At 59.6% G+C, this 25,259-nt stretch carries 23 protein-coding genes; 7 read left to right on the plus strand and 16 right to left on the minus strand.

Translation table 11 applies throughout. The features are described from left to right. Positions 1–148 precede the first annotated feature (148 nt). From QWI18_RS20735 to QWI18_RS20750, 4 genes are all read left to right on the plus strand, one after another. Complete coding sequence (locus QWI18_RS20735; RefSeq protein WP_065986831.1) at positions 149–937, plus strand: FKBP-type peptidyl-prolyl cis-trans isomerase; 789 nt, start codon at positions 149–151, stop codon at positions 935–937. A gap of 428 nt (positions 938–1,365) precedes the next feature. Beyond that, the gene (locus QWI18_RS20740; protein WP_065986833.1) at positions 1,366–1,815 is read left to right on the plus strand and encodes a YkvA family protein; all 450 of its coding nucleotides are present in this window, start codon (positions 1,366–1,368) and stop codon (positions 1,813–1,815) included. 143 nt (positions 1,816–1,958) lie between these two features. Continuing rightward, the gene (locus QWI18_RS20745) at positions 1,959–2,315 is read left to right on the plus strand and encodes a helix-turn-helix domain-containing protein (RefSeq protein WP_296313167.1); all 357 of its coding nucleotides are present in this window, start codon (positions 1,959–1,961) and stop codon (positions 2,313–2,315) included. Further along, on the plus strand, positions 2,312–2,686 hold the full coding sequence (locus QWI18_RS20750) for a hypothetical protein (protein WP_192132038.1): 375 nt from the start codon (positions 2,312–2,314) through the stop codon (positions 2,684–2,686). The genes QWI18_RS20745 and QWI18_RS20750 overlap by 4 nt, the downstream gene beginning before the upstream one ends. Before the next feature lie 556 nt (positions 2,687–3,242). Here the strand turns inward: QWI18_RS20750 and QWI18_RS20755 are convergent. The 3 genes from QWI18_RS20755 to QWI18_RS20765 all read right to left on the minus strand — a co-directional run bounded on the left by QWI18_RS20755 (position 3,243) and on the right by QWI18_RS20765 (position 8,019). Beyond that, a complete protein-coding gene (locus tag QWI18_RS20755) occupies positions 3,243–3,701 on the minus strand; it encodes a transposase (protein ID WP_369319726.1) in 459 nt (152 codons plus the stop codon). A gap of 325 nt (positions 3,702–4,026) precedes the next feature. After that, positions 4,027–5,817 carry a bifunctional diguanylate cyclase/phosphodiesterase gene (locus tag QWI18_RS20760; RefSeq protein ID WP_369319727.1) on the minus strand — a complete coding sequence of 597 codons (1,791 nt, stop codon included), beginning with the start codon at positions 5,815–5,817 and terminating at the stop codon, positions 4,027–4,029. Positions 5,818–5,937: 120 nt separating this feature from the next. Continuing rightward, on the minus strand, positions 5,938–8,019 hold the full coding sequence (locus QWI18_RS20765; protein WP_208600730.1) for a carboxy terminal-processing peptidase: 2,082 nt from the start codon (positions 8,017–8,019) through the stop codon (positions 5,938–5,940). Positions 8,020–8,163: 144 nt separating this feature from the next. Here QWI18_RS20765 and QWI18_RS20770 point away from each other — a divergent pair, with 144 nt between their 5' ends. Then, the gene (locus tag QWI18_RS20770; protein WP_369319728.1) at positions 8,164–9,126 is read left to right on the plus strand and encodes an NAD(P)H-quinone oxidoreductase; all 963 of its coding nucleotides are present in this window, start codon (positions 8,164–8,166) and stop codon (positions 9,124–9,126) included. A 66-nt stretch (positions 9,127–9,192) separates the two neighbouring features. Here the strand turns inward: QWI18_RS20770 and QWI18_RS20775 are convergent, their stop codons facing one another. The 7 genes from QWI18_RS20775 to QWI18_RS20805 all read right to left on the minus strand — a co-directional run bounded on the left by QWI18_RS20775 (position 9,193) and on the right by QWI18_RS20805 (position 16,008). Beyond that, positions 9,193–10,281: an Ig-like domain-containing protein gene (locus QWI18_RS20775; protein ID WP_369319729.1), complete on the minus strand. Its 1,089-nt coding sequence runs from the start codon at positions 10,279–10,281 to the stop codon at positions 9,193–9,195. Positions 10,282–10,530: 249 nt separating this feature from the next. Next, on the minus strand, positions 10,531–11,184 hold the full coding sequence (locus QWI18_RS20780) for an HAD family hydrolase (RefSeq protein ID WP_369319730.1): 654 nt from the start codon (positions 11,182–11,184) through the stop codon (positions 10,531–10,533). 188 nt (positions 11,185–11,372) lie between these two features. Beyond that, on the minus strand, positions 11,373–12,362 hold the full coding sequence (locus QWI18_RS20785; RefSeq protein WP_296309303.1) for an ABC transporter ATP-binding protein: 990 nt from the start codon (positions 12,360–12,362) through the stop codon (positions 11,373–11,375). A gap of 1 nt (position 12,363) precedes the next feature. Then, positions 12,364–13,161 (minus strand): ABC transporter permease, encoded by a 798-nt coding sequence (locus QWI18_RS20790; protein ID WP_065986852.1) that lies wholly within the window; start codon positions 13,159–13,161, stop codon positions 12,364–12,366. After that, on the minus strand, positions 13,148–13,990 hold the full coding sequence (locus tag QWI18_RS20795) for an ABC transporter permease subunit (protein ID WP_065986853.1): 843 nt from the start codon (positions 13,988–13,990) through the stop codon (positions 13,148–13,150). Before QWI18_RS20795 ends, QWI18_RS20790 begins: the two co-directional genes overlap by 14 nt. Next, positions 13,987–14,793, minus strand: coding sequence for an alkaline phosphatase family protein (locus QWI18_RS20800; protein ID WP_192132020.1), 807 nt, complete (start codon positions 14,791–14,793; stop codon positions 13,987–13,989). The genes QWI18_RS20795 and QWI18_RS20800 overlap by 4 nt, the downstream gene beginning before the upstream one ends. A gap of 147 nt (positions 14,794–14,940) precedes the next feature. Next, the gene (locus QWI18_RS20805) at positions 14,941–16,008 is read right to left on the minus strand and encodes an ABC transporter substrate-binding protein (protein WP_065986855.1); all 1,068 of its coding nucleotides are present in this window, start codon (positions 16,006–16,008) and stop codon (positions 14,941–14,943) included. 360 nt (positions 16,009–16,368) lie between these two features. Here QWI18_RS20805 and QWI18_RS20810 point away from each other — a divergent pair, with 360 nt between their 5' ends. Both QWI18_RS20810 and QWI18_RS20815 read left to right on the plus strand, forming a co-directional pair. After that, positions 16,369–17,088, plus strand: a complete 720-nt coding sequence (locus QWI18_RS20810) for a UTRA domain-containing protein (protein ID WP_065986856.1) — start codon at positions 16,369–16,371, stop codon at positions 17,086–17,088. 285 nt (positions 17,089–17,373) lie between these two features. Beyond that, the gene (locus QWI18_RS20815) at positions 17,374–18,054 is read left to right on the plus strand and encodes a hypothetical protein (RefSeq protein WP_192132018.1); all 681 of its coding nucleotides are present in this window, start codon (positions 17,374–17,376) and stop codon (positions 18,052–18,054) included. Positions 18,055–18,182: 128 nt separating this feature from the next. On the opposite strand, the gene QWI18_RS20820 is transcribed toward QWI18_RS20815, so the two are convergent. The 6 genes from QWI18_RS20820 to minD form a co-directional block, all read right to left on the minus strand. Further along, the gene (locus QWI18_RS20820; RefSeq protein WP_342214616.1) at positions 18,183–20,372 is read right to left on the minus strand and encodes a mechanosensitive ion channel family protein; all 2,190 of its coding nucleotides are present in this window, start codon (positions 20,370–20,372) and stop codon (positions 18,183–18,185) included. Between the two features lie 315 nt (positions 20,373–20,687). Then, the gene (locus QWI18_RS20825; RefSeq protein ID WP_192132017.1) at positions 20,688–21,005 is read right to left on the minus strand and encodes a hypothetical protein; all 318 of its coding nucleotides are present in this window, start codon (positions 21,003–21,005) and stop codon (positions 20,688–20,690) included. A 268-nt stretch (positions 21,006–21,273) separates the two neighbouring features. After that, positions 21,274–22,563, minus strand: a complete 1,290-nt coding sequence (locus QWI18_RS20830) for a M18 family aminopeptidase (protein WP_192132015.1) — start codon at positions 22,561–22,563, stop codon at positions 21,274–21,276. Positions 22,564–23,392: 829 nt separating this feature from the next. Continuing rightward, on the minus strand, positions 23,393–24,028 hold the full coding sequence (locus tag QWI18_RS20835; protein ID WP_192135484.1) for an RluA family pseudouridine synthase: 636 nt from the start codon (positions 24,026–24,028) through the stop codon (positions 23,393–23,395). A gap of 151 nt (positions 24,029–24,179) precedes the next feature. Then, entirely contained in the window at positions 24,180–24,434 is a 255-nt protein-coding gene (minE, locus tag QWI18_RS20840) for a cell division topological specificity factor MinE (protein WP_037013831.1), read from the minus strand. Next, positions 24,434–25,246 (minus strand): septum site-determining protein MinD, encoded by an 813-nt coding sequence (gene minD, locus QWI18_RS20845; protein ID WP_037013830.1) that lies wholly within the window; start codon positions 25,244–25,246, stop codon positions 24,434–24,436. The genes minE and minD overlap by 1 nt, the downstream gene beginning before the upstream one ends. Positions 25,247–25,259 lie beyond the last annotated feature (13 nt).

The following is a 25,259-nucleotide window of genomic DNA, read 5'->3' on the forward strand; positions in this document are numbered from 1 at the left end:
CGAATTTCTCGATCAAACAAGAAAACCTTTGGATACCTGAACTTATCTGCCTTTTCTCCCTCTCATGCCGGTAGCCATTGATCGCGGCAGCCTGATAAGCTCGCGGCTTTACTCGTTTGCCCTATTGGCGCATGAACAAGGAAACAGAATGAAACAGCATCGGTTGGCAGCGGCGATTGCCCTGGTCGGTCTGGTACTCGCGGGCTGCGACAAGCAAGCCAGCACCGTTGAGCTGAAAACCCCGGCCCAGAAAGCCTCTTACGGCATCGGCCTTAACATGGGCAAAAGCCTGGCTCAGGAAGGCATGGACGATCTGGATTCCAAAGCGGTAGCGCTGGGTATCGAAGACGCCGTTGGCAAGAAAGAGCAGAAGCTCAAAGACGAAGAGTTGGTTGCAGCATTCGGCGACCTGCAAAAGCGCGCTGAAGAGCGCATGGCCAAGATGAGCGAAGAGTCGGCAGCCGCCGGCAAGAAGTTCCTCGAAGAGAACGGCAAGCGTAAGGAAGTCACCACGACTGCTTCCGGCCTGCAATACGAAATCATCAAGAAAGCCGACGGTCCAGTACCGAAGCCGACTGATGTCGTGACCGTTCACTACGAAGGCAAGCTGACTGACGGCAAAGTGTTCGACAGCTCTGTTGAACGTGGCAGCCCGATTGATCTGCCGGTCAGCGGCGTGATCCCGGGTTGGGTCGAAGGTCTGCAGCTGATGCACGTCGGCGAGAAAGTCAAACTCTACATCCCTAGCGAATTGGCCTACGGCGCACAGAGCCCTAGCCCAATGATCCCGGCGAACTCGGTTCTGGTCTTCGACCTCGAACTGCTGGGCATCAAGGACCCTGCTGCTGCAGGCGCCAATGATGCTGCCGCCGGCGCTGATGAAGAAGAAGAGGCTGCCCCGGCCGCCGAACCGGCCAAGCCAGCCGCCAAGAAGTAATCGTTCGTAAGTCCGGTTACCGCTTGAAAGAAATGCCCCGTCTCGACGGGGCATTTTCATTTCCGGGCCTATTTCATCGAACCGGCATGGACGGGCAGAGTCCCATGTCGGTCAGTCAACGGGCTTTAAGCCGGGATTTGTCGGAGGCTGCGGGGCGCTCATCGCGGTGCTCATTGGATTGTGGCTAGCGCCACCGCCCCAGTGAGTCAACGATTTTCGCGGGTTTTTATGTGTGTAAAAAACGCGCGATCTAAGGCCGGGCCCTATAGAACGGGCGTTCCGACCCCGAAAAGCGGGTCTGTTCACAAGGTTATCCACAATTTGTGTGGATAACCTTTGGGGGCGGAACCCGCACACGCGTCAGCAGGCGACTGCGGCTTACGCAGTCAGCCGGAATGTCGATTTTTATCGGTAATCGTGGAGTGGATATGAAAGCACCCTGGAATCTCATTCGTTATCTGCCCATGGCCAAGCGCTTGATGGCCGCAGGTCGCCTGCCCGCGTTGCTGTTCGCCGTTGCAGGTAAAACCGCCAGTGAGGGCGGTCGGCTGGGCAAGATCAAAGACGATTTGAAACTGCTTCAAGCGCTGTGCCTGGCCTACTGGCGCGGGGAATATCGCGCTATCAGCGGTAAGGCGATTCTCTCTATCGTGGCCGGTCTGATGTATTTCCTCAGCCCACTGGATGCGATTCCTGACTGGATCCCCGGCTTGGGTATGCTGGACGACATCGCCGTGCTGGCTTGGGTCATGAAGCACCTCGAAGCCGAGCTCAGCGCATTCCGTGCCTGGCGCGAATTGCAGAACCCGGAGAAGCTCGCGGTGGTCGAGCGTTTGCCGGCAACGCCTGTCCTGCTGGAGCACGAGAAAAAGATTTGAACGCGGGTTGGTGCAGCTCATCCATTCCGTCGCCAGTGCTGCAGTGATCCCCACACCCAAGTCGTAGCCAACCGCTGTTAAGATGCCGCCCATACTTAGAAAAAGACTGCGTAAAAGCGTGTTTAGTCCTACAGGGGAGCGTTATGGATCTTCAGATTATTTCGCGCGATGGAGAGCCGGAATATGCGGTGCTGCCATGGGCGCAGTATCAGGCCCTGTTGCGCGCCGCAGGTGTTGCGCCTGGCCCGGAGCCAGAGGCGGCTACCCACATCCAGGCCGAGTCTGAACAGTCCTCATCCGCCGCAGACCTGCCTTCTTTATCTCAGTTGGGTGCATTGCGCGAGGCCAAGGGCCTGGCAGTGGCGCAACTGGCGCGCACGGTCGGCATCAGTCCTTCTTACCTGGACCTGATTGAGAGCGGCGCCCGTGAGCCGGACGCGGCCATTCGCCGGAGTCTGGCGTGGGAGCTGGGCGTCGCGGGCTGGCGGGGTGAGGCATGAGCGTGCGCATCAGTCGCCAGCACTGGGACGGGCTGCTCGCCGAACTGGACCTGGCCCGTCGTCAGCGTCATCTGGTGACCTATCGCGCGTTGCTTGAGCGGTTGCAGTTACCCACCCCCGCCATGCAAACCCTGACTGCCGCCCTTGAACACCTCGCCGCCCTCGACGCCCGCGCCGAGCAGCCATTGCGCAGTTCGTTGGTGATCAGTCAGGGCGCCAGCCGTCTGCCTCGCACCGGGTTCTTTGAATGCGTCGAACGCCTCGGCCGTTTCTCCGGACCCTCTGACGGCATCGCTGCAGCGTCCTGGCACGCCTCGGAAGTGGCCCGCGTCTTCGAATTTGAGTACCCGCAGCCGAGCATACCGGAGTAGGTCTTGGATCGTGTTCCAAGCAATCCGATCTGGAGGCGGATGACAATCATGGCGCCTGGCGAATCCAAAGCAGGGCGTGGATCAACGACTTGGCGGAATCCAAATGCAGACGCGAATTGGGAGCCGGCTTGCTGGCGAACCGCGATCCGTCAGCCGATATGAATGTGCCTGACACAATGCATTCGCCAGCAAGCCGGCTCCTACGGATTGAGGTCGGGCCAGCTTTCATCGGTAATGCCGCGACCGTCATACGCCTCGTCGAATATCCCACCCCGGCCGTGCATGCGAATGCCGAACTCAACATTCGCGCACCGACGCCGCAATCCAAAACCGGACGTGGATTGACACACGCACGCACCGACGCCACGAATCCAAAGGCGAACGCGAATTGGTAGGAGCCGGCTTGCTGGCGCATGCGTGGTGTCAGGCGACAGAGAGGTAACTGACCCACTGCATTCGCCAGCAAGCCGGCTCCTACGGATTGAGGTCGGGCCCGATGTTATCGGTCGTGGCCCGACCCTCGCTAGCCTAAAGCCCGCGCGCAACAATCAGCGCGTCAAACCCATGCGGCATCCCACAGCGGATAATCCTGCACGCGCCTCACCAGCCCCGCGCGGATGGGGTTTGCAACGATGTATCGGGCGACACTCTGCAGATTTTCTTCATCTCGGATCGCCCGATCGTGAAATCCCCGCTGCCAGAATCGACCCGACCGGCCGAGGGATTTGTTCACGTTTCGAGCAGTGTGCGATTTCACCCCCAACACCAGCTTTTCCAAATCACAGTCGCCCAGCTCCACAAGCCAGTGAAAGTGATCCGGCATCACAACCCAGGCCAGCGAATTCGCAAGGCCTTGCGCCTGTGCGTCGCGAAACTGCTGTACGAGCAGTCGGCCCATTTGCCAGTTTCCAAAGAAGCACTGCCGTTGATGGGTCACCGCCGTGATGAGGTAGATTTGCCCCGACTGGGAATAGCGTCCGGTCCGCAACCTTCCTGCTTGATAGATCTTCGACACGGGATTCAGCCCTCCTGTCTGGCGAAAGTGCCGGAAGGCTAGTGCGATGCAGTCTCCTTTGCGTCCGCGCTACGGTTCAAAATATGACGTGAGTGTGGAAGACCTCCGTGGAATGAGGGGGCTGGGTGGAGGCACGCGTTCTGTCAGTGGATGTATCAGTAACAGTCCGTTGCATTCGCCAGCAAGCTGGCTCCTACGGATGGAGGGTGAGCTAGCAACCCTTGCTTTGGTCTGGCCACCGCAAGGCCGGTAAGGAAATCGTTGCTGCTGCGGATTTGCATGCCTCCGCAAATCCATAGAAGCAGCTTGCTGGCGAACCCGTCGGTTACCCCAAAACCGCCTGATTCAACGTCGCCATCACCTCCGCCTCTCGGGTATTGATCACATGCACGCTCGCGCCAATCACTTCTTTGGCGTGATGCTTGGCCTGAGACGCCAGTTCGGCAAGCTGGCTGGCGTCGAGGGTCGTGCAGACCTCCGGGTGCAGGTGCACGACGCCAATGGACAGCGACAGCAGCGGGAATTCCTGGCGTTGGCCCTGGCGGTTGAGCGCGACGAAGCAGCCGGCCTCCAGATGCTCGGCGCGGTAGAAGCGTCGGCACTGGTTCTGGAAATCTTCCAATAACATGTTCAAGCGTTTGCGCCAGTCGTCCGAGCCCAGCACCATCAGAAAGTCATCGCCGCCGATGTGCCCGACAAAGTCGCGGCTCGGGTCAATCCGGTCGTTCAGGCACTGCGCCAGACACAGCAGAACCTCGTCGCCGCGCCCGTAGCCGTAGATGTCGTTGAAGGGCTTGAAGCTGTCGATGTCCACGTAGCAGATCATCGACTCGCGGCCTTGCTGCAACAACCTGGTCAGGCATTGCTGGATCGGGACGTTGCCCGGCAGCAGGGTCAGCGGGTTGGCGTAGCGCGCCTGCTGGATCTTCACTTCGGTAATCAGCTTCAGTACATCGATCACCCGGCCCAGCCCGAGGTAGAGGCCGTTCTGCATGATGATGAAATCTTCTTCGATGCGTTGCCGCGCGCGACTGGTGATCAGCCGGCTGACCTGCTGAAGCGACTGGCTCAGCTCGACGGCCAGAAAGTCGTCGCTCATCAGACGACTAATGGGCTTGCGCGCATACAGTTCGGTGGCGAAGGGCTGCAGCAGCACGTCCGACAGCGAGTGGCGGTGGACGATGCCGATCGGCTGATGCTGCTCATCCAGCACCGCCAGGGAGTTGAGATTGGCCTGCTTGCGAAACGCCTCCAGCACCGTTGCGGTGGGCGTGGTCTGCACCACCGCCGGCAGCTCGTTGAGGAGGGCGCTGAGGTCGCTGGTTTCCTCCGTCAGGGTCGCAGCGGCCGGGTCGATTTTCGGCAGCAGCGCGCGAGCGTCACGGGGCGGAAACTCCTGCGGACGGCACAGCAAATAGCCCTGAACCAGCTCGACCCCCATGTCGATCAAAACGGCCAGCTCTTCTTGCAACTCGATGCCCTCAGCGATCACCAGCGCCCGCGACGCCTTGGCCATCTGCAGCATGGAGCCCACGAACTCGCGCTTGACCGCGTCCTGATGGATGCCGTCGATGAAGTGCCGGTCGATCTTCACGTAATCCGGGCGCAGCTCGGACCACAGCCGCAGGCTCGAATACCCTGCGCCCAAGTCATCCAGGGCGATGGAGAAGCCCATATCGCGGTAGTGATACAGCGCGTTGTAGAGCAGGCCAAAGTCATCGGTCGGGGTCTGCTCGGTCAGTTCGATGACCACGCGGCTCGGTGGTATGCCGTAGCGCTGCAACAGCTGCAAGGTGCGCCCCGGCGGGTGCGAGGCTTCCAGCAGGGACTCCGGCGAGATGTTGAGAAACAGCTTGCCGTCCAGCTTCTGTTGGCTGAAACGACGGCAAGCCGACTCGCGGCAGGCCAGTTCCAGTTCGCTCAGGCGCCCGGCCTGGCGGGCCACGGCGAACAGGCTGATGGGGGAATGCAGCGCGCTGTTGGAAGGACCGCGAGTCAGGGCTTCGTAGCCGAGAATGCGCCGATCCGATAGCGACACAATCGGTTGGAACAGGCTGTGCAAGTCGCCTTGAGTCAGAATCGAACTCAAAGCGCCCAGCTGCTCAGTCACGGTCATGGCAATCTCGGGGCAAGAAAAAGGGGCTGGACGCCTGTGGCGTCGAGCCCCGCTATTTCACGACAGCTTCATGACTGTTTGATGACGAATTGCCATCATTTTGTCACGTTTCATGGCGCTTTACTTTTTCGCCACCGAACCGCTCAAGCCCAGATAATCGAGCAAGATGCGCCCGGTTTCAGCCAGGTAGGCGTCATCCTCGGGTTTGGTCTTGTCGTCGTCCGAAGGCAGCGCGTCTTCGTCTTCCTTCTTCAGCTCTTTGAGCGGCTCTTCGCCTTTGGCCTTGCGACGCACGTTCTCCATCGCCAGCTGCTTGCTCTCGATGTCGGCGTGTTGCTTGCGGCGCTCGGCTTCGTTGAGGCTGACGGTCTTTTCGCTCATCAGCTTCTTCGCCAGCGCCAGTTTCTCTTCGATGAAGACAAACTCGGCGTCCTTGGCCGAACGCACGTCATGACGCGATTGCAGCTGGGCGAGGAACGGTTTGAACGGATCCACCGCAGGCTTGATCGCCGGCTTGATGGTGTCGTAAGTCATCGCTTCAGGCAGTGCGCTTTCGCCGATTTCCTTGGTGTCGATGATCGACGGGTAGGCGATGTCCGGCAGTACGCCCTGGTGCTGGGTGCTCTGACCGGAAACACGGTAGAACTTGGCCAGCGTCAGTTTCAGCTCGCCATGGTTCAGCGGCTGAATGGTCTGCACGGTGCCTTTACCGAAGGTCTGGCCGCCGATGATCAGCGCGCGGTGATAATCCTGCATGGCGCCGGCGAAAATCTCCGAAGCCGAGGCCGAGAGGCGGTTGACCAACAACGCCATCGGGCCTTTGTAGAACGCACCGCTGTTTTCGTCTTCCAGCACATCGACCTTGCCGTCGGCGTTACGCACCAGAACGGTCGGGCCTTTGTCGATGAACAGACTGGTCAGCTCGGTGGCTTCCTGCAACGAACCGCCACCGTTGTTACGCAGGTCGATGACCACGCCGTCGACTTTCTCGGACTGCAATTCGGTCAGCAGTTTCTTGACGTCGCGGGTGGTGCTCTTGTACTCGGGATCGCCGGCGCGGTAGGCCTTGAAGTCCAGGTAGAAAGCGGGGATCTCGATGACGCCCAGCTTGTAATCCTTGCCGTCCTGGTTCAGGTGCAGGATCGACTTCTTCGCCGCTTGCTCTTCGAGCTTCACCGCTTCGCGGGTGATCGAGACGATTTTAGTGGTCTGGTCGCTCGGCGCATTGCTGGCCGGGACGATTTCCAGGCGTACGACCGAACCCTTCGGACCGCGGATCAGTTTGACCACTTCATCCAGGCGCCAGCCGATCACGTCGACCATCTCTTTGTCGCCCTGGGCAACGCCGATGATCTTGTCGGCGGTCGCCACTTGCTTGGTCTTGGCGGCAGGGCCGGCCGGCACCAGGCGCACGATCTTGACGTTGTCGTTGTCGCTCTGCAGGACAGCGCCGATCCCTTCCAGGGACAGGCTCATGTTGATGTCGAAGTTTTCCGCACTGTCAGGTGACAGGTAGTTGGTGTGCGGATCGTAGGACATCGCGAAGGTATTCAGGTAAGCCTGGAACACGTCCTCGCTGCGGGTCTGGCCCAGGCGCGCGAGTTGGTTCTTGTAGCGCTTGGTCAGGGTTTCCTGAATCTTCGCGGGGTCTTTGCCGGCGATCTTCAAGCGCAGAACCTCGTCCTTGACGCGCTTGCGCCAGAGGTCGTCGAGCTCGGCTTCGTTCTTGGCCCATGGCGCGTCCTTGCGATCAACCAGCAAGGTTTCCTGAGTATTCAGGTCGATCTTGTCGACGCCCTTGCTCAGCTGCGCAAGCGCGAAATCCAGACGCGACTTGATGCGGTCCAGATAACGCTTATAGATAGTAAAGCCTGGGGCCAGGTCGCCGCTCTTGAGGAAGTCGTCGAACTGGAAACGCCACTTGTCGAACTCGGCGATGTCACTGGCGAGGAAGTAGCTGCGCGCAGGATCGAGGAGTTTCAGGTAGCTCTGATAGATGATTTCCGAACGCTTGTCGTCCAGCGGCGGCTTGCTGTAATGGTGGCGCTTGAGCAGCTCCACGACATTCAGACTGGCGATGACTTCATCGCGATCAGGTTGAAGATTATCCCAGCTGTTGGCAGCAAACGAACTGGCCGACATTGGCAGGACAGTCAGGCCAATGAGTAATGCAAGGGTGGTGCTGGGTAAAAAATGCTTCATGCTGATTCGACGCGGGGACAATTGATAACGCATATTAGGCCGTCTTTGGAGGTCGCCGGTTCGGTCAGAACACGGTCGCATAATGCAAAAAGCCCAGTGGCCGTGAGGCACATGGGCTCAGTCAAGACTCACTATGGAGGCACCGTGAAAGCATTGCAAGGCGTGGAAGGTCGTGTGGAATGGGTTGATGAGCCATCGCCGACGCTGGATGTAGGACAAGTCCGCATCCAGGTGGCAGCCGCCGGACTTAATCGTGCCGATTTGCTGCAACGCTCGGGGCATTACCCGCCACCGCCGGGTGTGACGGAAATCCTCGGCATGGAATGTTCAGGGGTGATTGCCGAGGTTGGCCCGGGCTGCGCCTGGGAAGTCGGCGACCGCGTGTGTGCGCTGGTTGCGGGCGGGGCGATGGCCGAAGAAGTCGTGGTCGACGCGCGGCACGTGCTACCGGTGCCCGAGGGGATTTCGCTGCACGAAGCAGCGGCGATTCCTGAAGTGTACGCCACCGCCTGGCTGAATCTGTTCCAGCTGGCCGGCCTCCAGCCCGGCGAAAAAGTGTTGCTGCACGCCGGAGCAAGTGGAGTTGGTTCAGCTGCCATTCAGCTGTGCAAGGCCTTCGGCAACCCGGTCTGGGTCACCGTGGGCTCGGCGGAGCGGCTGGCGTATTGCGAAGCGCTTGGCGCCCAGGGCGGTGTGCTGCGCAATGAGAACCTCGACGCGCTGAACGACTTTGCGCCGTTCAACGTCATCCTTGACCCGGTGGGCGCCAACTACGCGGCGCTGAACCTCAAAGTGCTTGGCGTTGACGGTCGTCTGGTGCTGATCGGGCTGATGGGCGGAAGCAAGTCCGAGCTGGACTTCGCGAAGGTGCTGGGCAAGCGCATTCATATCCTCGGCTCGACCCTGCGCAGTCGCGACGATCAGTTCAAGGCCGACCTGCTCAGCGACCTGGGCCAACACGTCATGCCGCTGTTCACCGAAGGCCGCCTGAAGCCACAACTGGCGCGCAGTTTTCCGATCAGTGAAGCGGAAGCGGCCTACGCGGAGCTGGCGACCAATCAGGTGTCGGGCAAAGTCGTGCTGGTGATCAACGAAAGCCTGGTCTGACCGCTGACGATACGGGTCGTCTGTTGCGGTGCCGAAAGATCACCGCAGCAAACGGCCTGTGCGGCTTCAGGGGTTTCTTGGGTAGACAGAAAACGTATCGACAGCTGTGGCCGCCAGGAATACCTGCACCGCTCCATCGGACGTACTCTTGGCCCAGTACTCTTCAAAAAGTCCTGGGTCACGTTCGTTTGACCAGTACCAGCCATTGGGAATGCCTGCCGGCCAGTGGCCCCGATGTTGATCGCCAATCCTGCCCAGTTCCCCCGTATCGGACAGATGCCCGCCTGGCCTTTGATACTCCACGGCTCCTCGGTGGATAAAAGAGCCAAGGTATTCCACCGTCCAGACATTACTGACCGTCACGGTGTAGTTTTTTGATTGCCCTGTGTTGTCTCTCACCGTGATCGTGGCGGCCCCGTTGCCGCGAGGGCTGACGAGTCCATCACTGGTCACATTAGCCACGCTGTCGTTGGACGAACTGTAGGTATAAGGCGGCTGGCCACCGGAGGCGGTGCGAGTAATCGTGGATCCGGCCGGAAAGGTCGGCAGCGCAGGGGCTCCCGGATTTCTCCAGATCATGTAGAGCGTGGCTTGCAGCGCAACCGGGGAGACATTGAAGTCCAGAGGAGCAGCGATCGTGAATGTCCGCACTGCCGACTCTTGTTCGTTGCCGTAAAGTGCCCTGGCCTTGATTGCATGGCTCCCAATAGCTTGGTTGGTGAGCGTCCTGGTCCAGACGCCGCTGGCATTAGTGCTCGCCGTACCTTTTGACGCAGCGCCATCGAAGATCTCAATGTCTTCATTGGCCGCTGCAGTGCCGGTGATGGTCACGCTGGTATCGAGGGTGGAATCACCTTGCGGAATTTCAACGCCCCTCGAGTCCTTGACACTGGTGATGGTCGGTGCAGCCAATGCAAGGATGGTGAAGCTGTACACCGCCGACTCTTCTCCATGGCCGTTTAGAAGCTGTGCTTTTAAGGCGTGGGCGCCGACCGTGAGGTCGGTGATTGGCAGGGTCCACACTCCACTGGCGTTTGCAGTGGTTTTGCCGATGGAAGTGCTGCCATCGAAGATTTCCACTTCATAGTTGGTCGTTGCAGTTCCGGTTCGCTTCAGGCGGCTATCAGTGGCGGAGCTGGGCGGGGTGCTAGACATTTCGTTGACTCCTGTCAGTGAAGGCAGGCGTCATTAGGCGCCGCGTCATGAGAGTTGGCTACTGTCACAAATGACAGTTCTGATAGAAGAAATGATCAGTACCTAAGGGCTTATTTCGAATTCGGGGGTAGCTGCTGAAAGCAAACTCATTCGCGAAGGATATTTCAGTCGACGAGGCGTGTCGGCTGTCCTTCCGTGTCGCGAATGGATTTGATCCCACAACGTGAATGCCTTGGGCGGGCGAATGGATTACTTCCAGTGGTGAATCGGCCATCCCGCGTTTTCTGCTGCTTCACGCAGCGCCGGGTCCGGGTTCACCGCATGGGGAAAGTCGACCTTCTGCAGCAGCGGCAGGTCATTGCGTGAGTCCGAATAGAAACTCGCCCCCTCAAGGTTCTCGCCTTCCTGATCCAGCCACGCCATCAAGCGGGTGATCTTGCCTTCGCGGTAGGTGAGCACGCCGGTGGTCTTGCCGGTGTAGACGCCGTGGGCGACGTCCAGATCAATGGCCAGCACTTCATCAACGCCGATGCGCTCGGCAATGGGCTTGACCAGATGCACCCCCGACGCCGAGATGATCAGGATGCGATCCCCGGCGGCGCGGTGTTCGGCGATGGCCTTGGTCGCGTCGCTGAAAATGATCGGCTCGATGTAATCCTCAACCCACGGCCCCACCAGAAAATCCACTTCCTCAGGCGTGCGCCCGACCATCGGGTCCAGGCTGAACGCCATGTAATCTTCCATGGCCAGCTCGCCCTTGCCGTAGGCTTCCATCAGTTCGTGGTCTTTCTTCATGAACCACTCGGGGTCGACCCAGCCCAAACGCCCCATCTGCTCGCTCCACAGGCTTGAACAGTCACCGTGGATCAGGGTTTCGTCCAGATCGAAAATTGCTAAAGCCATTAAAACTGTCCTCTTAAATCATTCACACGCAGATCAACTGTAGGAGCGTGGCTTGTCCCGCGATCTGCCGGGAACCGGCGGCAACCCAGGCCAATGCGGTGTGTCATTCTGACCTTCGTCGTAGGTTTCACGACGGGTTCCCCGCCGATCGCGGGACAAGCCACGCTCCTACAGGGTTGGCGTCTAATTCATGCGACTTCACACAACGCCGACGCTTCAATGTGCAGGGTGACGCGCTGGCCGTTCGGGTGCAAGTCGCTGGCCGAGCGGTTGAGCACGTCGACCACCAGTTCCACACCCCGGGCTTCGACGCGATAGCGGATCACGTTGCCCAGCAGGCTGTGGCTGCGCACTTCGCCTTCCAGCGAACCGGTCAGGCTCAATTGAATCGCTTCCGGGCGAATCGCCACGCGGCTGTTGATCGGGCGCTGCATCAGGCGGCTGGCGGCGTCGGCTTCCAGCAGGTTGTAGTTGCCGATGAAGCCGGCAGCGAACGCATCGACCGGCGAGGTGTACAGGGTTTCGGCGTCGCCGCTCTGCACGATTCGGCCCTGATTCATCAGGAAAATCCGGTCGGACATGGTCAGCGCTTCTTCCTGATCGTGGGTCACGAAAATCGTCGTCAGGCCCAGCTCCTGCTGAATCGCACGGATCTGCTCGCGCAGGTGTTTGCGGATGCGCGCATCGAGGGCCGACAGCGGCTCATCGAGCAGCAGCAGGCGAGGGCGGGTCACCAGCGAACGCGCCAATGCCACACGCTGACATTGCCCGCCCGAGAGCTGATGCGGGTAGCGCGTGGCGAACTCGTTTAGCTCCACCAGCTTCAGCACCTCGGCCACCCGCTGCTTCATTTCGTCGGTACTGACTTTCTGCATGCGCAGGCCGAACGCGACGTTCTGCTCCACGTTCATGTTGGGAAACAGCGCATAGCTCTGGAACACCATGCCGATGCCGCGCTTCTGCGGCGACACCGGCACCAGGTCCTTGCCGTCAAGGAAGATGCTGCCGCTGGTCACAGGCGTCAGCCCCGCGATGCAGCGCAGCAAGGTGGACTTGCCGCACCCGGACGGGCCGAGCAGGGTGACGAACTCGCCTTTCTGGATGTCGCAATTGATGTCGCTGAAGACCGCCGTGCTGCCGTAATTCTTCTGCAGGTTTTCGACACTGACGAAGCTCATATCAGTCTTTGTCCTTGTTCAGTCGGTTGGCCGCCCACGTCAGCAGCAGTACGAAAAAGAAGTAGGAAATCACCAGCGCGCTGTTGAAGTGACCGCTGCTGTTGCGCATGTTGTTCAGGTACACCTGCAGGGTCTCGTAGCGGGTGCCGACCAGCAGATTGGCGAACACGAACTCGCCGAACAGGAACGAGAACGACAGCAGCAGGGCAATCATCAGGCCCTTGCGCAGGTTCGGCAGCACCACCAGAAACGCGGCTTGAAAGGTGTTGGCGCCGAGCAACTGGGCGGCGTCCATCAGGTCCACCAGATTGATCGCTTGCAGGTTGTTGGTGATCGCCCGGTACATGAACGGCAGCGCCACGGTGAAATAACAGCCGATCAGAATCCACGGCGTGCCGACCATCGCCAGTGGTCCCGAACCGTAGAGTTGCAACAGGCCCACCGAGGACACCACCGGCGGCACCGCGAAGGGCAGCAGGATGAGGATGTTCATCAGCGCGTCGAGCTTGGGAAAGTGGTAATGCACAACGAACAGCAGCGGTAGAATCAGCACCACCGACAGCGCCAGCGCGCCGACGCACACCAGCAGCGACTGGCCAAACGCGCGCAGAAACCGCGGATCGCTCCACAGCGCGACGTACCATTTATAGGTCAGGCCGTCGGGCAAAATCGTCGCCGACCAACTGGTGGCGATCGAATACACAAAGGTGCCCAGCAGCGGCGCGAGCAGGATCAGAAATAGCAGGTACACCACGACGCGGTGGTAGAGCCCCGGCGGGCGGCGTTCAGCGCGAGACATGGTAGCTCCTCTTCAACAGCCACTGATGCACGACGGTCACCAGCGTCATCATCCCCACCAGAATCATCGCCAGGGCGCTGGCCATGTTCGGGTCCAGCGTGATGTCGCCCGCCACCATCGCCGCGATGCGGATCGGCAAGACGTTGAAGTTGCCAGTGGTCAGCGCATACACCGTGGCGTAGGCGCCCAGTGCATTGGCCAGCAGGATCACGAAGGTGCCGAGCAGCGCTGGGGTCAGCACCGGAATGCCGATGTGCCGCCAGAAATCCCAGCCGCTGGCGCCCAGCAGTGACGCCGACTCGCGCCAGTCTTCGCGCAGCGCGTCGAAAGCGGGGTAGAGCAGCAGCACGCCCAGGGGGATCTGGAAGTAGGTGTAAAGGATGATCAGGCCGGTTTTCGAGTACAGGTTGAAGTCATCGATGATCCCGGCCTGTTTCAGAATCAGCGTCAGCGCGCCGTTGAAACCGAGCAGGATGATGAAGGCAAACGCCAGCGGGACGCCGGAAAAGTTACTGGTCATGTTGGCGAAGGCGCTGACGAAATCCCTCAGCCGCGACGGCACTTTGCGCAGGGAATAACTGCCCAGGATTGCGATGATGATGCCGATCAGGCTCGACCAGAAGCTGATCTCCAGGCTGTACTGCATGGCCTGGCGGTAGAAACGCGAATTGAACGCCTTGATGAAGTTGTCGATGCCCCAGCCGGCGTCTGATTGCAGGCTGTTGATCGCCACCCAGGCCAGCGGCGCGATCTGAAACGCGATGAAAAAAACCGCAAACGGCACAAGGCACAACAGCCCCAGCCATTTGCCGCGACTTAGTGAATTCACTTGAGCACCTCTCTGCACAAGGGTTTGTCGTGGGGTACGCCGAGCAGCGCGCAGACGGTGCCGCAGATCTCGCTCTGTTTCGGTCGCGCCTCGGGGTCGAGGCTGAAGGCGTCACCGAGCACGAACAGCGGGACTTCGCGCTCTGCCGGCAGCACGCCATTGTGGGAGCGGTCGTTGTTCATGCCGTGGTCGGCGGTCACCAGCACTTGATAGCCCGCATCCAGCCACCGCTGCAGGTACTCGGCGAGAATGATGTCGGCGGTACGCGCGCTGTTGCGGTACTGCGGGGTGTCGAGGCCGTGCTTGTGGCCGGCGTCATCGATGTTCATCGGGTGGACGAACAAGAAGTGCGGCGCGTGCGCTGTTCGAAGATGCTCGGCGTCGTCGAACAGGTGGGAATCGGGGTAGTGATCGACGTAGTAGAAGTGCCCGTGCTGAATCGGTAATTCGGCATCGTCGGTGTGGCGGTCGCGTGCGGCAATGAACGGACTGCGGTTGTACAGCTCGCTGACCCAGTGGTACGCGGCAGCGGCAGTGGTCAGCCCGGCGTCGGTGGCGTAGTGAAACACGCTGCGCTGGCTGGAAAGCCGGGAAACCTGGTTGTGCACGATGCCACTGTCGATGGGCGCCACGCCGGTCAGGATGCATTCATACAGCGGGCGGGACAGCGACGGCAGTTCGCATTCGAGTTTGTACAACGCCGCGCGGCCTGCGTTTCGGTAGGCCAGCAAATGCCCCATCGCATGTTGCGCCACGCTGTAACTCAGGCCGTCCAGCAGGATGAGGATGACGTTGTGTTTCATGGCATCTCCGGAGGGTGGATCGCCAAACATCACTGTAGGAGTGAGCTTGCTCGCGATCGCGGTATGCCTGCGACAGACAGGTCGAGTGACACACCGACATCGCGAGCAAGCTCACTCCTACAAGGGGGCTGCGTTAGCCGTTGAGGATTACTGCATCTCGACGATGACTTGCTCGTTCCACTGCTGTGGCAGGGCTTTCGAGGATTTTTCCCAGGCCGCAGCGTCTTTGATCGGCGTCACGTTCTTGTACTGCTCGTTAGGCAGCAGCTTGGCCTGGACCTCTGGCGGCAATGTCAGGTGCTCGGCGCGGATCGGGCGTGCGTTGCCTTTGGCCAGGTTGATCTGCCCGGCGTCGCTGAAGATGTATTCACGGGCCAGCTTGGCGGCGTTCGGGTGCTTGGCGTACTTGTTGATGATCGTGGTGTAGCCCGAGATCACCGAGCCGTCGGACGGGATCAGTACCACGTAGTCGTCAGGATTGGTCATCTTGGCCTTGTAACTCAGGCCGTTGAAGTCCCAGACCACGCCCACTTCCACTTCGCCCTTTTCCATCGACTGGATCGTTGGGTTGTTGATGCCCAAGCGCTTTTGTTTAGCCAGTTCGGTGAACAGTTGCAGGCCCGGCGCGAGGTTGGTCTCATCGCCTTTCATGGAAATCGCAGCGGCCAGTACGCCGTTGGCAGCCTGGGCCGCAGTGCTGACATCACCGATGGTGACCTTGTACTTGCCGTTTTTCAGATCAGCCCATTTGGTCGGTACGTCGGAGCCGTGCAACAGTTTTTTGTTGACGATGAACGCGATGGTGCCGGTGTAGGCCAGCGCCCAGTGGCCTTCCTTATCCTTGGCCCAGTCAGGCACTTGCGCCCAGGTGCTCGGCTTGTAGGGCTGAGTGACGCCCTTGGCGACAGCGATCGGGCCGAAGGCGGCACCCACGTCGCCGATGTCGGCGCTGGCGTTGTCTTTTTCCGCATCGAACTTGGCCACTTCCTGAGCCGAACTCATGTCGGTGTCCATGTGCACCAGACCGTATTTAGCGGTCAGGTCGGTCCAGGTGCCTTTCCAGTTCGCCCAGTCATCGGGCATGCCCACGCTGTTGACCGCGCCTTCGGCCTTGGCCGCGGCTTCGAGGGTTTTGAGGTCGGTGTCGGCGGCCATGGCCGACGTGCTCAGCGCGATGGCCGAACCCAGGAGTGATGCCAGCAAAAGGTGTTTCATTCGAAGCTCCTTTGTGCACTTCTCGACGGACTCATAGAAGTGTTCGTTGCGGATGATTGGTCTAGGTCAGCAATACCTGAGCCAAGTTAGGCCAGTAACATGACGCTTTCGTGTCTGGACCGACTCTTGCTGGAGCAAGCCACAACCCGGGCAATCGCTGTGAAATGAGCGTAGACCATGCTCAAGCGCCTGATCTGAAAGGCCCTGACGATTTCCTGAAGTCCGGCGTTGCCGCCGCTCCCGGCTGGAATGTCACGCAACGGTCATCTACGCTGCCTAGGCTCTGGAGCACCGAAACGGGCCAGTCAGCGAGCGACCTTGCCCTTAAATAGCGCTGGTCTAGTCCAGATAGGTAACGCAATGCGCGAAGAAATGCCCCGAGCGGTGACGACCATCTGCAATGCGCTGCAAGAGCAGATCGAGCACGGTCTGCTGCCGCCGGGCAGCAAGTTGCCGGCCGAGCGCAAGCTGAGCGAGGTCTTCGATACCACCCGCATTACCTTGCGCGAGGCATTGGTGCAGCTTGAGGCGCGGGGCTTGATCTACCGCGAGGAGCGGCGCGGCTGGTTCATTTCACCGCCGCGACTGGCCTATGACCTGATGCGCCGCAGCCACTTTCACGCGATGGTTCAGGCTCAGGGGCGGGTGCCCGCGACCCAGGTGATATCCGCGCGGCTGCAACCGGCCTCGGCGGTCATCTGCGGGTTACTGCAGCTGCCGGCGCTGTCCAGCGTGATCCAGATCTGCCGCGCCCGTCGCATTGATGAACGGCTGGTGCTCTATGTCGAGCACTACCTCAACCCCGATTACTTCCCGCAGATCCTTGATCTGGACCTGAACCAGTCGCTGACCGAGCTCTACGCCAGCCATTACGACATTCGCTATGGCCAAGTGCGTTTCGAAATGGTGCCCACCGCGCTGCCCATGGAAGCGGCGGGAGCGCTGAAAGTCTCCATCGGCAGCCCGGGCCTGCGCATCGCCCGGGTCAATCACGACCAGCGCGGCCGGCTGATCGATTGCGATCTGGAATATTGGCGCCACGACGCGATTCACGTGAGCGCAGTGGTGGCGGATATTTGAATTCCTTTGGTGAAGTTGTGTTGTGAGCTTCGTACTCCACATCAGGCGCTCTGCTTGGCCCTTAATTTATGCTTATAAGATCAATTTGAAATTAACATTATTTCGAATTTGAATAGCTTTATTCTTTATGTTTATGATTTTTAAAGTGAATCATGTCGCATGATCGGATCTCTGGCTGCGTTTGCTCATTCGCGGGTTCTTGAGCTGCCGTTGCCAAATGCATGTATTGCGTCACACTGATAGCGTTATCCATCATTCAGCTAACGCCATGGAAAGGAATTCATTATGGAGCGGCAGGTCCAGTTAAAAGAAGCCAACGGGGCTGACAGCAACGCCGATGCCCAGGTGGAGTTGTTTGATAACGGTGTTTCGCTGGGATTTGTCCCAGTGAGCGGCCGCGTGTGGGAAAAGAATGTTTCAGGGCTGGAGGAGGGGGCTCACAGCTTTATTGCAAAGACAGCAGACGGTACGACTGTTTCCGACCCGTGGGCCTTACAGGTTGAGCGTGCGCTGGTGGGCGTTGAGAATTTCGATTCGCTTCCAGATACCATGATCTCAGTTGGTCAAAGCATCGAAACGCCGATGATGACGATTACGTTTTTAGAAGGTGTGGGTAATGTAGGCATCTTGCCTGCGGGCACCAATTATCCCGGAAAGATAGAAAGGCAGACGCTGAACTTCCATGCAAAATTTACTGGCGGAAATCCAAAGCCACCGGGTCAGACCGTCAGTGTGAAGTTGAGAGGGAGTTGCTCTAAAGTGAGTTTTTGGTGCCGCGCTACGAACGAGAGGGATCACCAGGTATCTTTTTATAATCATGAGGGTTCGCCATTGGGGATAGTGGTATTACCCCCCGAGAGCCCCTATGTGACTGAAAGTACATTCTCTGCCGTGGGTATTAGAGAGATGGTATTTAAAACGGCTCGCGGAGATTGGTTTTTAGTCGATACGTTTACGTTTGAGTAGCTGCCCCGGCATGTGGGAGTTCTGAATCGTGTTTTGGGTCATCAGCGAGATAGCCCCGAGGCCGATTTCCGACAGAGGCTCCACCAAGCGTCACTCTCAGCGATGGTCGACAGGCTGACACTGACACATCAGCCTGCCGGGTCACCCTTCTTCCCACGCACCTCACTTACGCTGCCACCATTGGTGTTGACCTGCACGCTCAATCTAGGGGTCGCGAGATCCATCCCCGCTTCATCCAGATAACGCTTGAGCGAGAGATTGAACGCCCGCGACACTTCCCACTGCTTGATCGGCGCGGTCTTGAAGCGCGCGCGCAGAATGGCGTTGCCCGCGTCGAAACTCTCCACCCCCTGAATCTCCAGCGGCGACCAGATGTTGCGTCGTTGCAGTGGGTCGGTGCGCATCTTCTGGCCGACGTCGCGGATCATCTTCAGGGCGTCATCGATGTTCATGCTCGACGGGATGGCGATGCGGAAGATCGCGTAACCGAACTCCCGCGAGTAGTTCTGAATGCTCTTGATCTCACTGAACGGGATGGTGTGGACGATGCCGTCGATGTCGCGCAGGCGCACCGTGCGAATGGTCAGGCCTTCCACGGTCCCCAGGTGGCCGCCGACGTCCACGTAATCGTCGATGGCCAGGGAGTCTTCGATGATGATGAACAGCCCGGTGATCAAATCCGCCACCAGCGACTGGGCGCCGAAACCGATGGCCAGACCGATCACACCGGCACCGGCCAGCAGCGGTGTCACGTTCATGCCCATGTTCGCCAGCGCGACGATCAACGCGATGATGAAGATGGTCACGAACAGCACGTTGCGGATCAGCGGCATCATGGTCTGCGCGCGGGTATTGGCCAGGCCCTTGCGCGAGCGGGTGAGGGCGTGATGAATCGCCGTGTCCGCAAGAATCCAGATCAGCCAGGCAAACATCAGCGTGGCCGCCAGGCCGATCAGCCGCAGACTGATGTCGCGGCCGTCGCCTTCGGCGAAGCCAATCAACGACAAACCCCAGACTCGCAGGCCCAGTTCGATGAACACCAGCCAGATCAGCATGTGCGCAACGGTATAAAAGAAGTTCTTCAGGCGGTCCGAATACAGGGCGTGACGCTTGTGAGCGTGGCTTGGCTTGAGTGAATGACGCCGCACCAGGCCGTTGATGACCATGCACATCACCAGCAGCACTGTACAGATCAGGGCCTGACGTAATGCAGTGCTGGTGTCGCCCGCAGAGAAAAACGTGGCGAACAGGGAGACGCCCACCAGTACCAGCGCCGGCAGGTACCAGAACGTACCGAGGACCTCGATGCTGTCGCTCAGGGCGCGGCGTTTGAGGCGGCGCTCCAGGGCCTGGTTGCGGATCAGGTGTGCGATCGGGCGCCGGAAACGAATGATGAACAGGCCGGTGGACAGCGCGGCCATGACATTGGCCAGGGTTGCGGCGGTGTGCGCCAGGTGCACGCCAAGGCTGGCGACCAGGCGCGGATCGCTCAACGCCTCGCCGAACGCGGCAAAGCTGCCGATCCACCACAGCGGCCGAAACGCCTGATGCCGCAGGATGTACAGCGCCCGATGCCGGTGCGGCCCGTCCAGCAGTGAAAACGCGATAACACACACCGCCGAGAACAGCGTGCCAACGACCAACGCGTAAGCGAGCACCATCGCCAGATCGCGGCCGAGCGACGGCGGCAGCGAATAACTCAGGTAGATCGTGATGACCAGCGCCACCAGCCAAGGGCCCAGCTTGCGTAGCGCGAAGCGCAGCATGTCCGACAGGCGCGGGTGCTGCGGAAGCTCGGCGGAAAGGCCGAAGCGCAAGCGCACCTTGTGGCCCAGCCAGATCAACGCCGCCGCCAGCAGGCCCCAGATCGCCAGCACCACGGCAAAGCCCCAGATGATCGGCCACCACTGGTTGGCCGGCAGCATCAGCGCCATCAGCTCGTCTTCAGCCATCCCCGCCTCATCCGCCCAGCGGCTGAGCGGGCTGTCGGTGCCGGTGAACTGTTTTTCCAGCTCGGCAAGCGAGCTGCCGATGAGGCCCAGTACGCCTTGCTCCACGGTTGGCTGCGCTTTTTTGGTGGCGTCCCTTAGCTTTTTCAGGTCTTGCAGCAACTTGCTGCGCTGCTGATCGTTTTCCAGCGACGTGATGACCTCGTCCAGGGACTGCCCCAGCGGTTCCTGGGCCTGAGGCTGCGTCTTGTCGCCGCCACTGAGCAGACTTGGCAGGCCAGCGGCGTGGGTCAACGCAAACGGGAACAGCGCCAGCAGGCAGAGCAAAAACAGGCGGGGCAGAACGGAAAGGCGGGTGGGAGCGATCACCTGGAAACAGACCTCGAATAGACAGGCGCTTGGGATGGCGTGGTTTGGGAGCCATGCCGGGTCAAGCAGAGGCGGATGAGTTTACGAGGGGATGGGGGGTGTGGCGAGGGGGAATTGTGAAGTCCGGGACAGCGCGATGTGCAGGCCGTTTCCATGACCTGTGAAGGAAATGGATCGGCCTGCGCTCAACGCCACTGATTCAATTATCCCCTTTAGAAGGGGGCTGAATTATTTACGGTGCATCACCGTCATTAATCTATTCTCTGAAAAAGGCGGGAGAAAGAGTAAATAAATCAAACTCCTTTAAAGATATTATTAATTTGGCTCTGGTGGTTTTGGATAACCTACTTCATAGCTGTCCGACACAGTTCCGCTTGCCGCATCGCCTGCAGCAAACACATGTAAGCCATGTTGAAGGTTATCAAGTGTGACCTTCCACGCGCCGTATTGATCTGATTGCGTAGCAGATAATATAGCTGTTTGATCTTTGATTTCGATCGTGACGTTTTTTTCCGCACTACCATACAAATCTACATTGGCGCCGCAGGATCCACCTCTTTCAATGTCTTCGCCGACAGAGCGGATGATCACTATAATGGGTTTGTTTGTCGAACCACTGTTTTGATTAGCCATGATGCTTTTCCTTTTGCATTGATGGTGAACGCATTTCAACTCTAGGTTAGCGATATGCATGGCGTCCAGATACATGGCTGTCACGTTTAGATTAAGTCGCGATAGCATGTATTTCCATTTGATATGGGTGTCGGGTGTGCGCTGTTTAATTTGGGTTGCCGGGCGTGCACAAAAAACGCGAGATCAAATCCAGGCCTCCGTGGCCTTTAGCTTCCCGCGTTTGAAGCTTTTGCGCATTGCGGCTTGCGCCGCAACGTGATTCGGGAGATTACGGCAACTCGGCACTCGCATAGAACGCCGACAACACCTTCACCAGATGCGCCAGGTCCTGGCTGCCGGCCAGTTCGCGGATCGAGTGCATGGCGAAGGTCGGCAGACCGATGTCGACGGTGCGAACGCCGAGGTGGCCGGCAGTGATCGGGCCGATGGTCGAGCCGCAGGCCATGTCGCTGCGCACGACGAAGCTTTGCACCGGGACTTCTTCGGCCATGCACAGGTGACGGAAGAAACCGGCGGTTTCGCTGTTGGTGGCGTAGCGCTGGTTGCTGTTGACCTTGATCACCGGGCCGGCGTTGAGTTTCGGGCCATGGTTGGCGTCGTGCTTTTCGGAATAGTTGGGGTGCACGCCGTGGGCATTGTCGGCGGAGATCAGCAGGGATTTCTGAATGGTGCGGACGTAGTCGTCACCTTCCGGCAGCAGACGTTGCAGCACTTGCTCGAGCATCGGGCCATCGGCGCCACAGGCGGACGTCGAGCCGACTTCTTCGTGGTCGGTGCAGATCAGCACGCAGGTCTCGTCACCATCAGCATTGAGCAACGCTTGCAGCCCGGCGAAGCAGGACAGCAGATTGTCGAGCCGGGCGCCGGCGATGAAGTCGCCGTTGAGGCCGATGACGGCGGCGCTTTGGGTGTCGTAGAAGCTGAGTTCGTAGTCGAGAACGACGTCGGCATTCAGGCCGTGCTCGCGGGCCAGTTGATCGGTCAGCAGGGCGCGGAAGTCAGGGCGTTCGTCACCGGCGACTTGGGCCAGGATCGGCGGCAGTTCGGTCTGCGGGTTGATCGCCCAGCCTTCGTTGGCGGTGCGATTGAGGTGGATCGCGAGGTTGGGGATGATCGCGATGGGCAGCTTGAAGTCGATCAGCTGGCTTTCGACTTTGCCGTCGCGGCGGAAGGTGACGCGGCCGGCGAGGGAGAGGTCGCGGTCAAACCATGGCGCAAGCAAGGCGCCGCCGTAGACTTCGACGCCCAGTTGCCAGAAGCCCTGACGTTGCAGTTCGGGTTGCGGTTTGACGCGCAGGCACGGGCTGTCGGTGTGGGCGCCGACGAGGCGAATGCCGCCGGTGAGGGGCGACAGGCGGCCGAGTTTGAAGGCGACGATGGAGGAGTCGTTGCGGGTGACGTAGTAGCGGCCGCCCGCTTCGGTGTACCAAGGCTCGCGTTCGTCGAGCCGCTGGTAGCCGGCGCCTTCGAGGCGTTGGACCAGGCTGGCGGTGGCATGGAAGGGGGTGGGGGAGGCCTTCAGGAAATCGATAAGGCCCTGATTCAACTCTTCGCGCATAGGTTACTCCAGGCAGCAATGGTCGGGAGTTTACAGGCCAAAAGGTGTTTTGATCGAGATCAAGATCAAGATCAAGATCCTTAAGATCAAAAGCGTCTGCCTGGGGGCAGACTGTTTCGCCTTCGGCGAGTTACTTGGAAAAGCACCCCAAGTAACCAAGGGTGCTTGCTCTCGGTTTGGCCCGACTTCGTCGGGTTCCTTCACTCCGGTCTCGCTCCGTGGGCCCGCGCCGAACGGACATCCATGTCCTGACGGCGCTCTCGCCGCATCCATGCGGCTCGGCCTACTCCGCGAAACCTGCGTTCAGCCTGCACCCAAGTCGCGATTGATGTCGTCTGAAACTCTTGTGTTTGAGATCAAGATCAAGATCAAAAGCTTCCCGGCTGAAGCCGGTCCTACGGGGGTACGCAGTGTGCTTTTTGTAGGACCGGCTTTAGCCGGGAAGAGGCCGGTGTGGGCGCTGACTATTTTGCTGGCCTGGCTCTCTCCCCGTGGGAGCGAGCTTGCTCGCAAATGCTGTTGCTGTTGCTGTTGCTGTTGCCGCTCTTGATCTTCCTACACAAAAAGTCCAGACACCGCAAAACGCGACTTTGGTGCAGGCCGAGCGCAGGCGGTGCGGAGTGGGTCGAGCCGCATGGATGCGGCGAGAGCGCCGTCAGGACATGGATGTCCGTTCGGCGCGGGCCCACGGAGCATCGTCGGAGTGAGGGAATCCCGACGGAGGAGGGACCCAGCCGAGAGCAGGCACTTTTGGTTACTTTTAGTGCTTTTTAAAAGTAACTCGCCGAAGGCGAAACAGCTCTGCCGTTAGGCAGAGCCACAACAACCATCAAAACGGCGCCGGACACTCAAACCTTATCCGCTCGCCCGTCCCTGGATGGGTAAATGCCAGCATGCTCGCATGCAGACACAACCGCGGATACGCCGCCAGGGCCTCCGGATGGGCATACAAACCATCGCCCAGCAACGGATGCCCGATTGACAACATATGCACCCGCAACTGATGCGAACGCCCCGTGATCGGCGTCAACTCAACCCGACAATGGGTGTCATACCGCTCCAGCACCTTCCAGAACGTCAACGCATGCTTGCCGAACTCATGATCCACCACATGACGCGGCTTGGTCGGCGGATCGTAGCGCAACGGCAAATCGATACTGCCACTGTCCAGGTCGGGCTGACCCCAGGCCAGTGCCGTATAGGCCTTCTCCGTCTCGCGGTCATGAAACTGCCGGGACAACTCACGGTGGGTGTCCGCGTCACGGGCCAGCAAAATGATCCCGGAGGTTTCCCAGTCCAGGCGATGGACGATGCGCGCCTCGGGGTAGCCGTTTTCCTGCAGGCGGGTAATCAGACAGTCCTTGTTATCGTCAGCGCGACCAGGGACCGAGAGCAGCAGGGTGGGTTTGTTCACCACCAGGACAGCGTCGTCCTGATGGAGGATATGAACGTTGGACAGCGGCATTGAACGCCTCATCACTCAAACGGGCGCCGCACGATCGAAACAGCCATCGCGGCGCAGAAAACAGGTCTTCAGGAACGCCAACGGCGGCGCGCTTGCCTGATTCCGCCAAGGGATTCAGGCAACCGGGCCGCCGTGGCGACTGCCTTCTCGATCAACGATCAGGCAGGGTGATATTCAGTTCCAGAATCGAGCAGCTGCCGTCGTTTTCAAGGGCGACATGCACGTCATCGTTGCCGATATTGACGTACTTGCGGATCACCTCGACCAGCTCCTTCTGCAAGGCAGGCAGGTAATCCGGGGTGCTGCGTTGGCCGCGTTCATGCGCCACGATGATCTGTAGACGCTCTTTCGCTACCGACGCGGTGCTGGGCTTTTTGTTGGCACGAAAGAAGTCAAAAATGCTCATCAGTTACCCCCGAACAGGCGTTCGAAAAATCCTTTTTTCTGTACGTCCAGGAAGCGGTGCTCACGGTCCTTGCCCAACAGACGGTCAACGGCATCGCTGTACGCCTGGCCAGCGTCGCTCTGATCATCAAGGATGACCGGCACGCCCTGGTTGGACGCCTTGAGTACGGCCTGGGACTCCGGAATCACGCCCAGCAGGGTCACCGCGAGGATCTCCTTGACGTCTTCCACGCCCAGCATCTCGCCCTTGCTCACGCGCTCGGGGTTGTAACGGGTCAGGAGCAAGTGCTCCTTGATCGGGTCTTCGCCACGCTCGGCGCGACGGGACTTGCTGGCCAGCAGGCCCAGCATGCGGTCCGAGTCACGAACCGAAGACACTTCCGGGTTGGTCACAACGATGGCTTCGTCGGCGAAATACATCGCCAGGTGAGCGCCCGTTTCGATACCGGCAGGGGAGTCGCAGACGACGTACTCGAAGGTTTCCTTGAGTTCCATCAGGACTTTTTCCACGCCTTCCTTGGTCAGCGCGTCTTTGTCACGGGTCTGGCTGGCAGCGAGGACATAAAGACCTTCGATCTTCTTGTCCTTGATCAGCGCTTGCTGCAGGTTGGCTTCGCCGTTGACTACGTTGACGAAGTCGTAAACGACGCGACGTTCGCAACCCATGATCAGGTCGAGGTTACGCAGGCCGACGTCGAAGTCGACGATAACTGTTTTGTGGCCGCGCAGTGCGAGACCGGTACCGATGGCGGCGCTGGTGGTGGTCTTGCCCACACCACCCTTGCCGGATGTAACCACGAGAATCTTGGCCAAGGTGTATCACCCC

Source organism: Pseudomonas sp. W2Oct36, from assembly GCF_041060465.1.
In the GTDB taxonomy this organism is placed as follows: Bacteria; Pseudomonadota; Gammaproteobacteria; order Pseudomonadales; family Pseudomonadaceae; genus Aquipseudomonas; species Aquipseudomonas graminis_B.

What these genes read in the sequence shown, in the direction of transcription:
- QWI18_RS20815 (WP_192132018.1), top strand. Translation starts at nt 17,374, where the DNA reads ATGGAGCGGCAGGTCCAGTTAAAAGAAGCCAACGGGGCTGACAGCAAC.
- QWI18_RS20810 (WP_065986856.1), top strand. Translation starts at nt 16,369, where the DNA reads ATGCGCGAAGAAATGCCCCGAGCGGTGACGACCATCTGCAATGCGCTG.
- QWI18_RS20780 (WP_369319730.1), bottom strand. Translation starts at nt 11,184, where the DNA reads ATGGCTTTAGCAATTTTCGATCTGGACGAAACCCTGATCCACGGTGAC.
- QWI18_RS20830 (WP_192132015.1), bottom strand. Translation starts at nt 22,563, where the DNA reads ATGCGCGAAGAGTTGAATCAGGGCCTTATCGATTTCCTGAAGGCCTCC.
- QWI18_RS20750 (WP_192132038.1), top strand. Translation starts at nt 2,312, where the DNA reads ATGAGCGTGCGCATCAGTCGCCAGCACTGGGACGGGCTGCTCGCCGAA.
- QWI18_RS20740 (WP_065986833.1), top strand. Translation starts at nt 1,366, where the DNA reads ATGAAAGCACCCTGGAATCTCATTCGTTATCTGCCCATGGCCAAGCGC.
- minE (WP_037013831.1), bottom strand. Translation starts at nt 24,434, where the DNA reads ATGAGCATTTTTGACTTCTTTCGTGCCAACAAAAAGCCCAGCACCGCG.
- QWI18_RS20765 (WP_208600730.1), bottom strand. Translation starts at nt 8,019, where the DNA reads ATGAAGCATTTTTTACCCAGCACCACCCTTGCATTACTCATTGGCCTG.
- QWI18_RS20800 (WP_192132020.1), bottom strand. Translation starts at nt 14,793, where the DNA reads ATGAAACACAACGTCATCCTCATCCTGCTGGACGGCCTGAGTTACAGC.
- QWI18_RS20785 (WP_296309303.1), bottom strand. Translation starts at nt 12,362, where the DNA reads ATGAGCTTCGTCAGTGTCGAAAACCTGCAGAAGAATTACGGCAGCACG.
- QWI18_RS20825 (WP_192132017.1), bottom strand. Translation starts at nt 21,005, where the DNA reads ATGGCTAATCAAAACAGTGGTTCGACAAACAAACCCATTATAGTGATC.
- QWI18_RS20805 (WP_065986855.1), bottom strand. Translation starts at nt 16,008, where the DNA reads ATGAAACACCTTTTGCTGGCATCACTCCTGGGTTCGGCCATCGCGCTG.
- QWI18_RS20745 (WP_296313167.1), top strand. Translation starts at nt 1,959, where the DNA reads ATGGATCTTCAGATTATTTCGCGCGATGGAGAGCCGGAATATGCGGTG.
- QWI18_RS20775 (WP_369319729.1), bottom strand. Translation starts at nt 10,281, where the DNA reads ATGTCTAGCACCCCGCCCAGCTCCGCCACTGATAGCCGCCTGAAGCGA.
- QWI18_RS20735 (WP_065986831.1), top strand. Translation starts at nt 149, where the DNA reads ATGAAACAGCATCGGTTGGCAGCGGCGATTGCCCTGGTCGGTCTGGTA.
- QWI18_RS20790 (WP_065986852.1), bottom strand. Translation starts at nt 13,161, where the DNA reads ATGTCTCGCGCTGAACGCCGCCCGCCGGGGCTCTACCACCGCGTCGTG.
- QWI18_RS20835 (WP_192135484.1), bottom strand. Translation starts at nt 24,028, where the DNA reads ATGCCGCTGTCCAACGTTCATATCCTCCATCAGGACGACGCTGTCCTG.
- QWI18_RS20760 (WP_369319727.1), bottom strand. Translation starts at nt 5,817, where the DNA reads ATGACCGTGACTGAGCAGCTGGGCGCTTTGAGTTCGATTCTGACTCAA.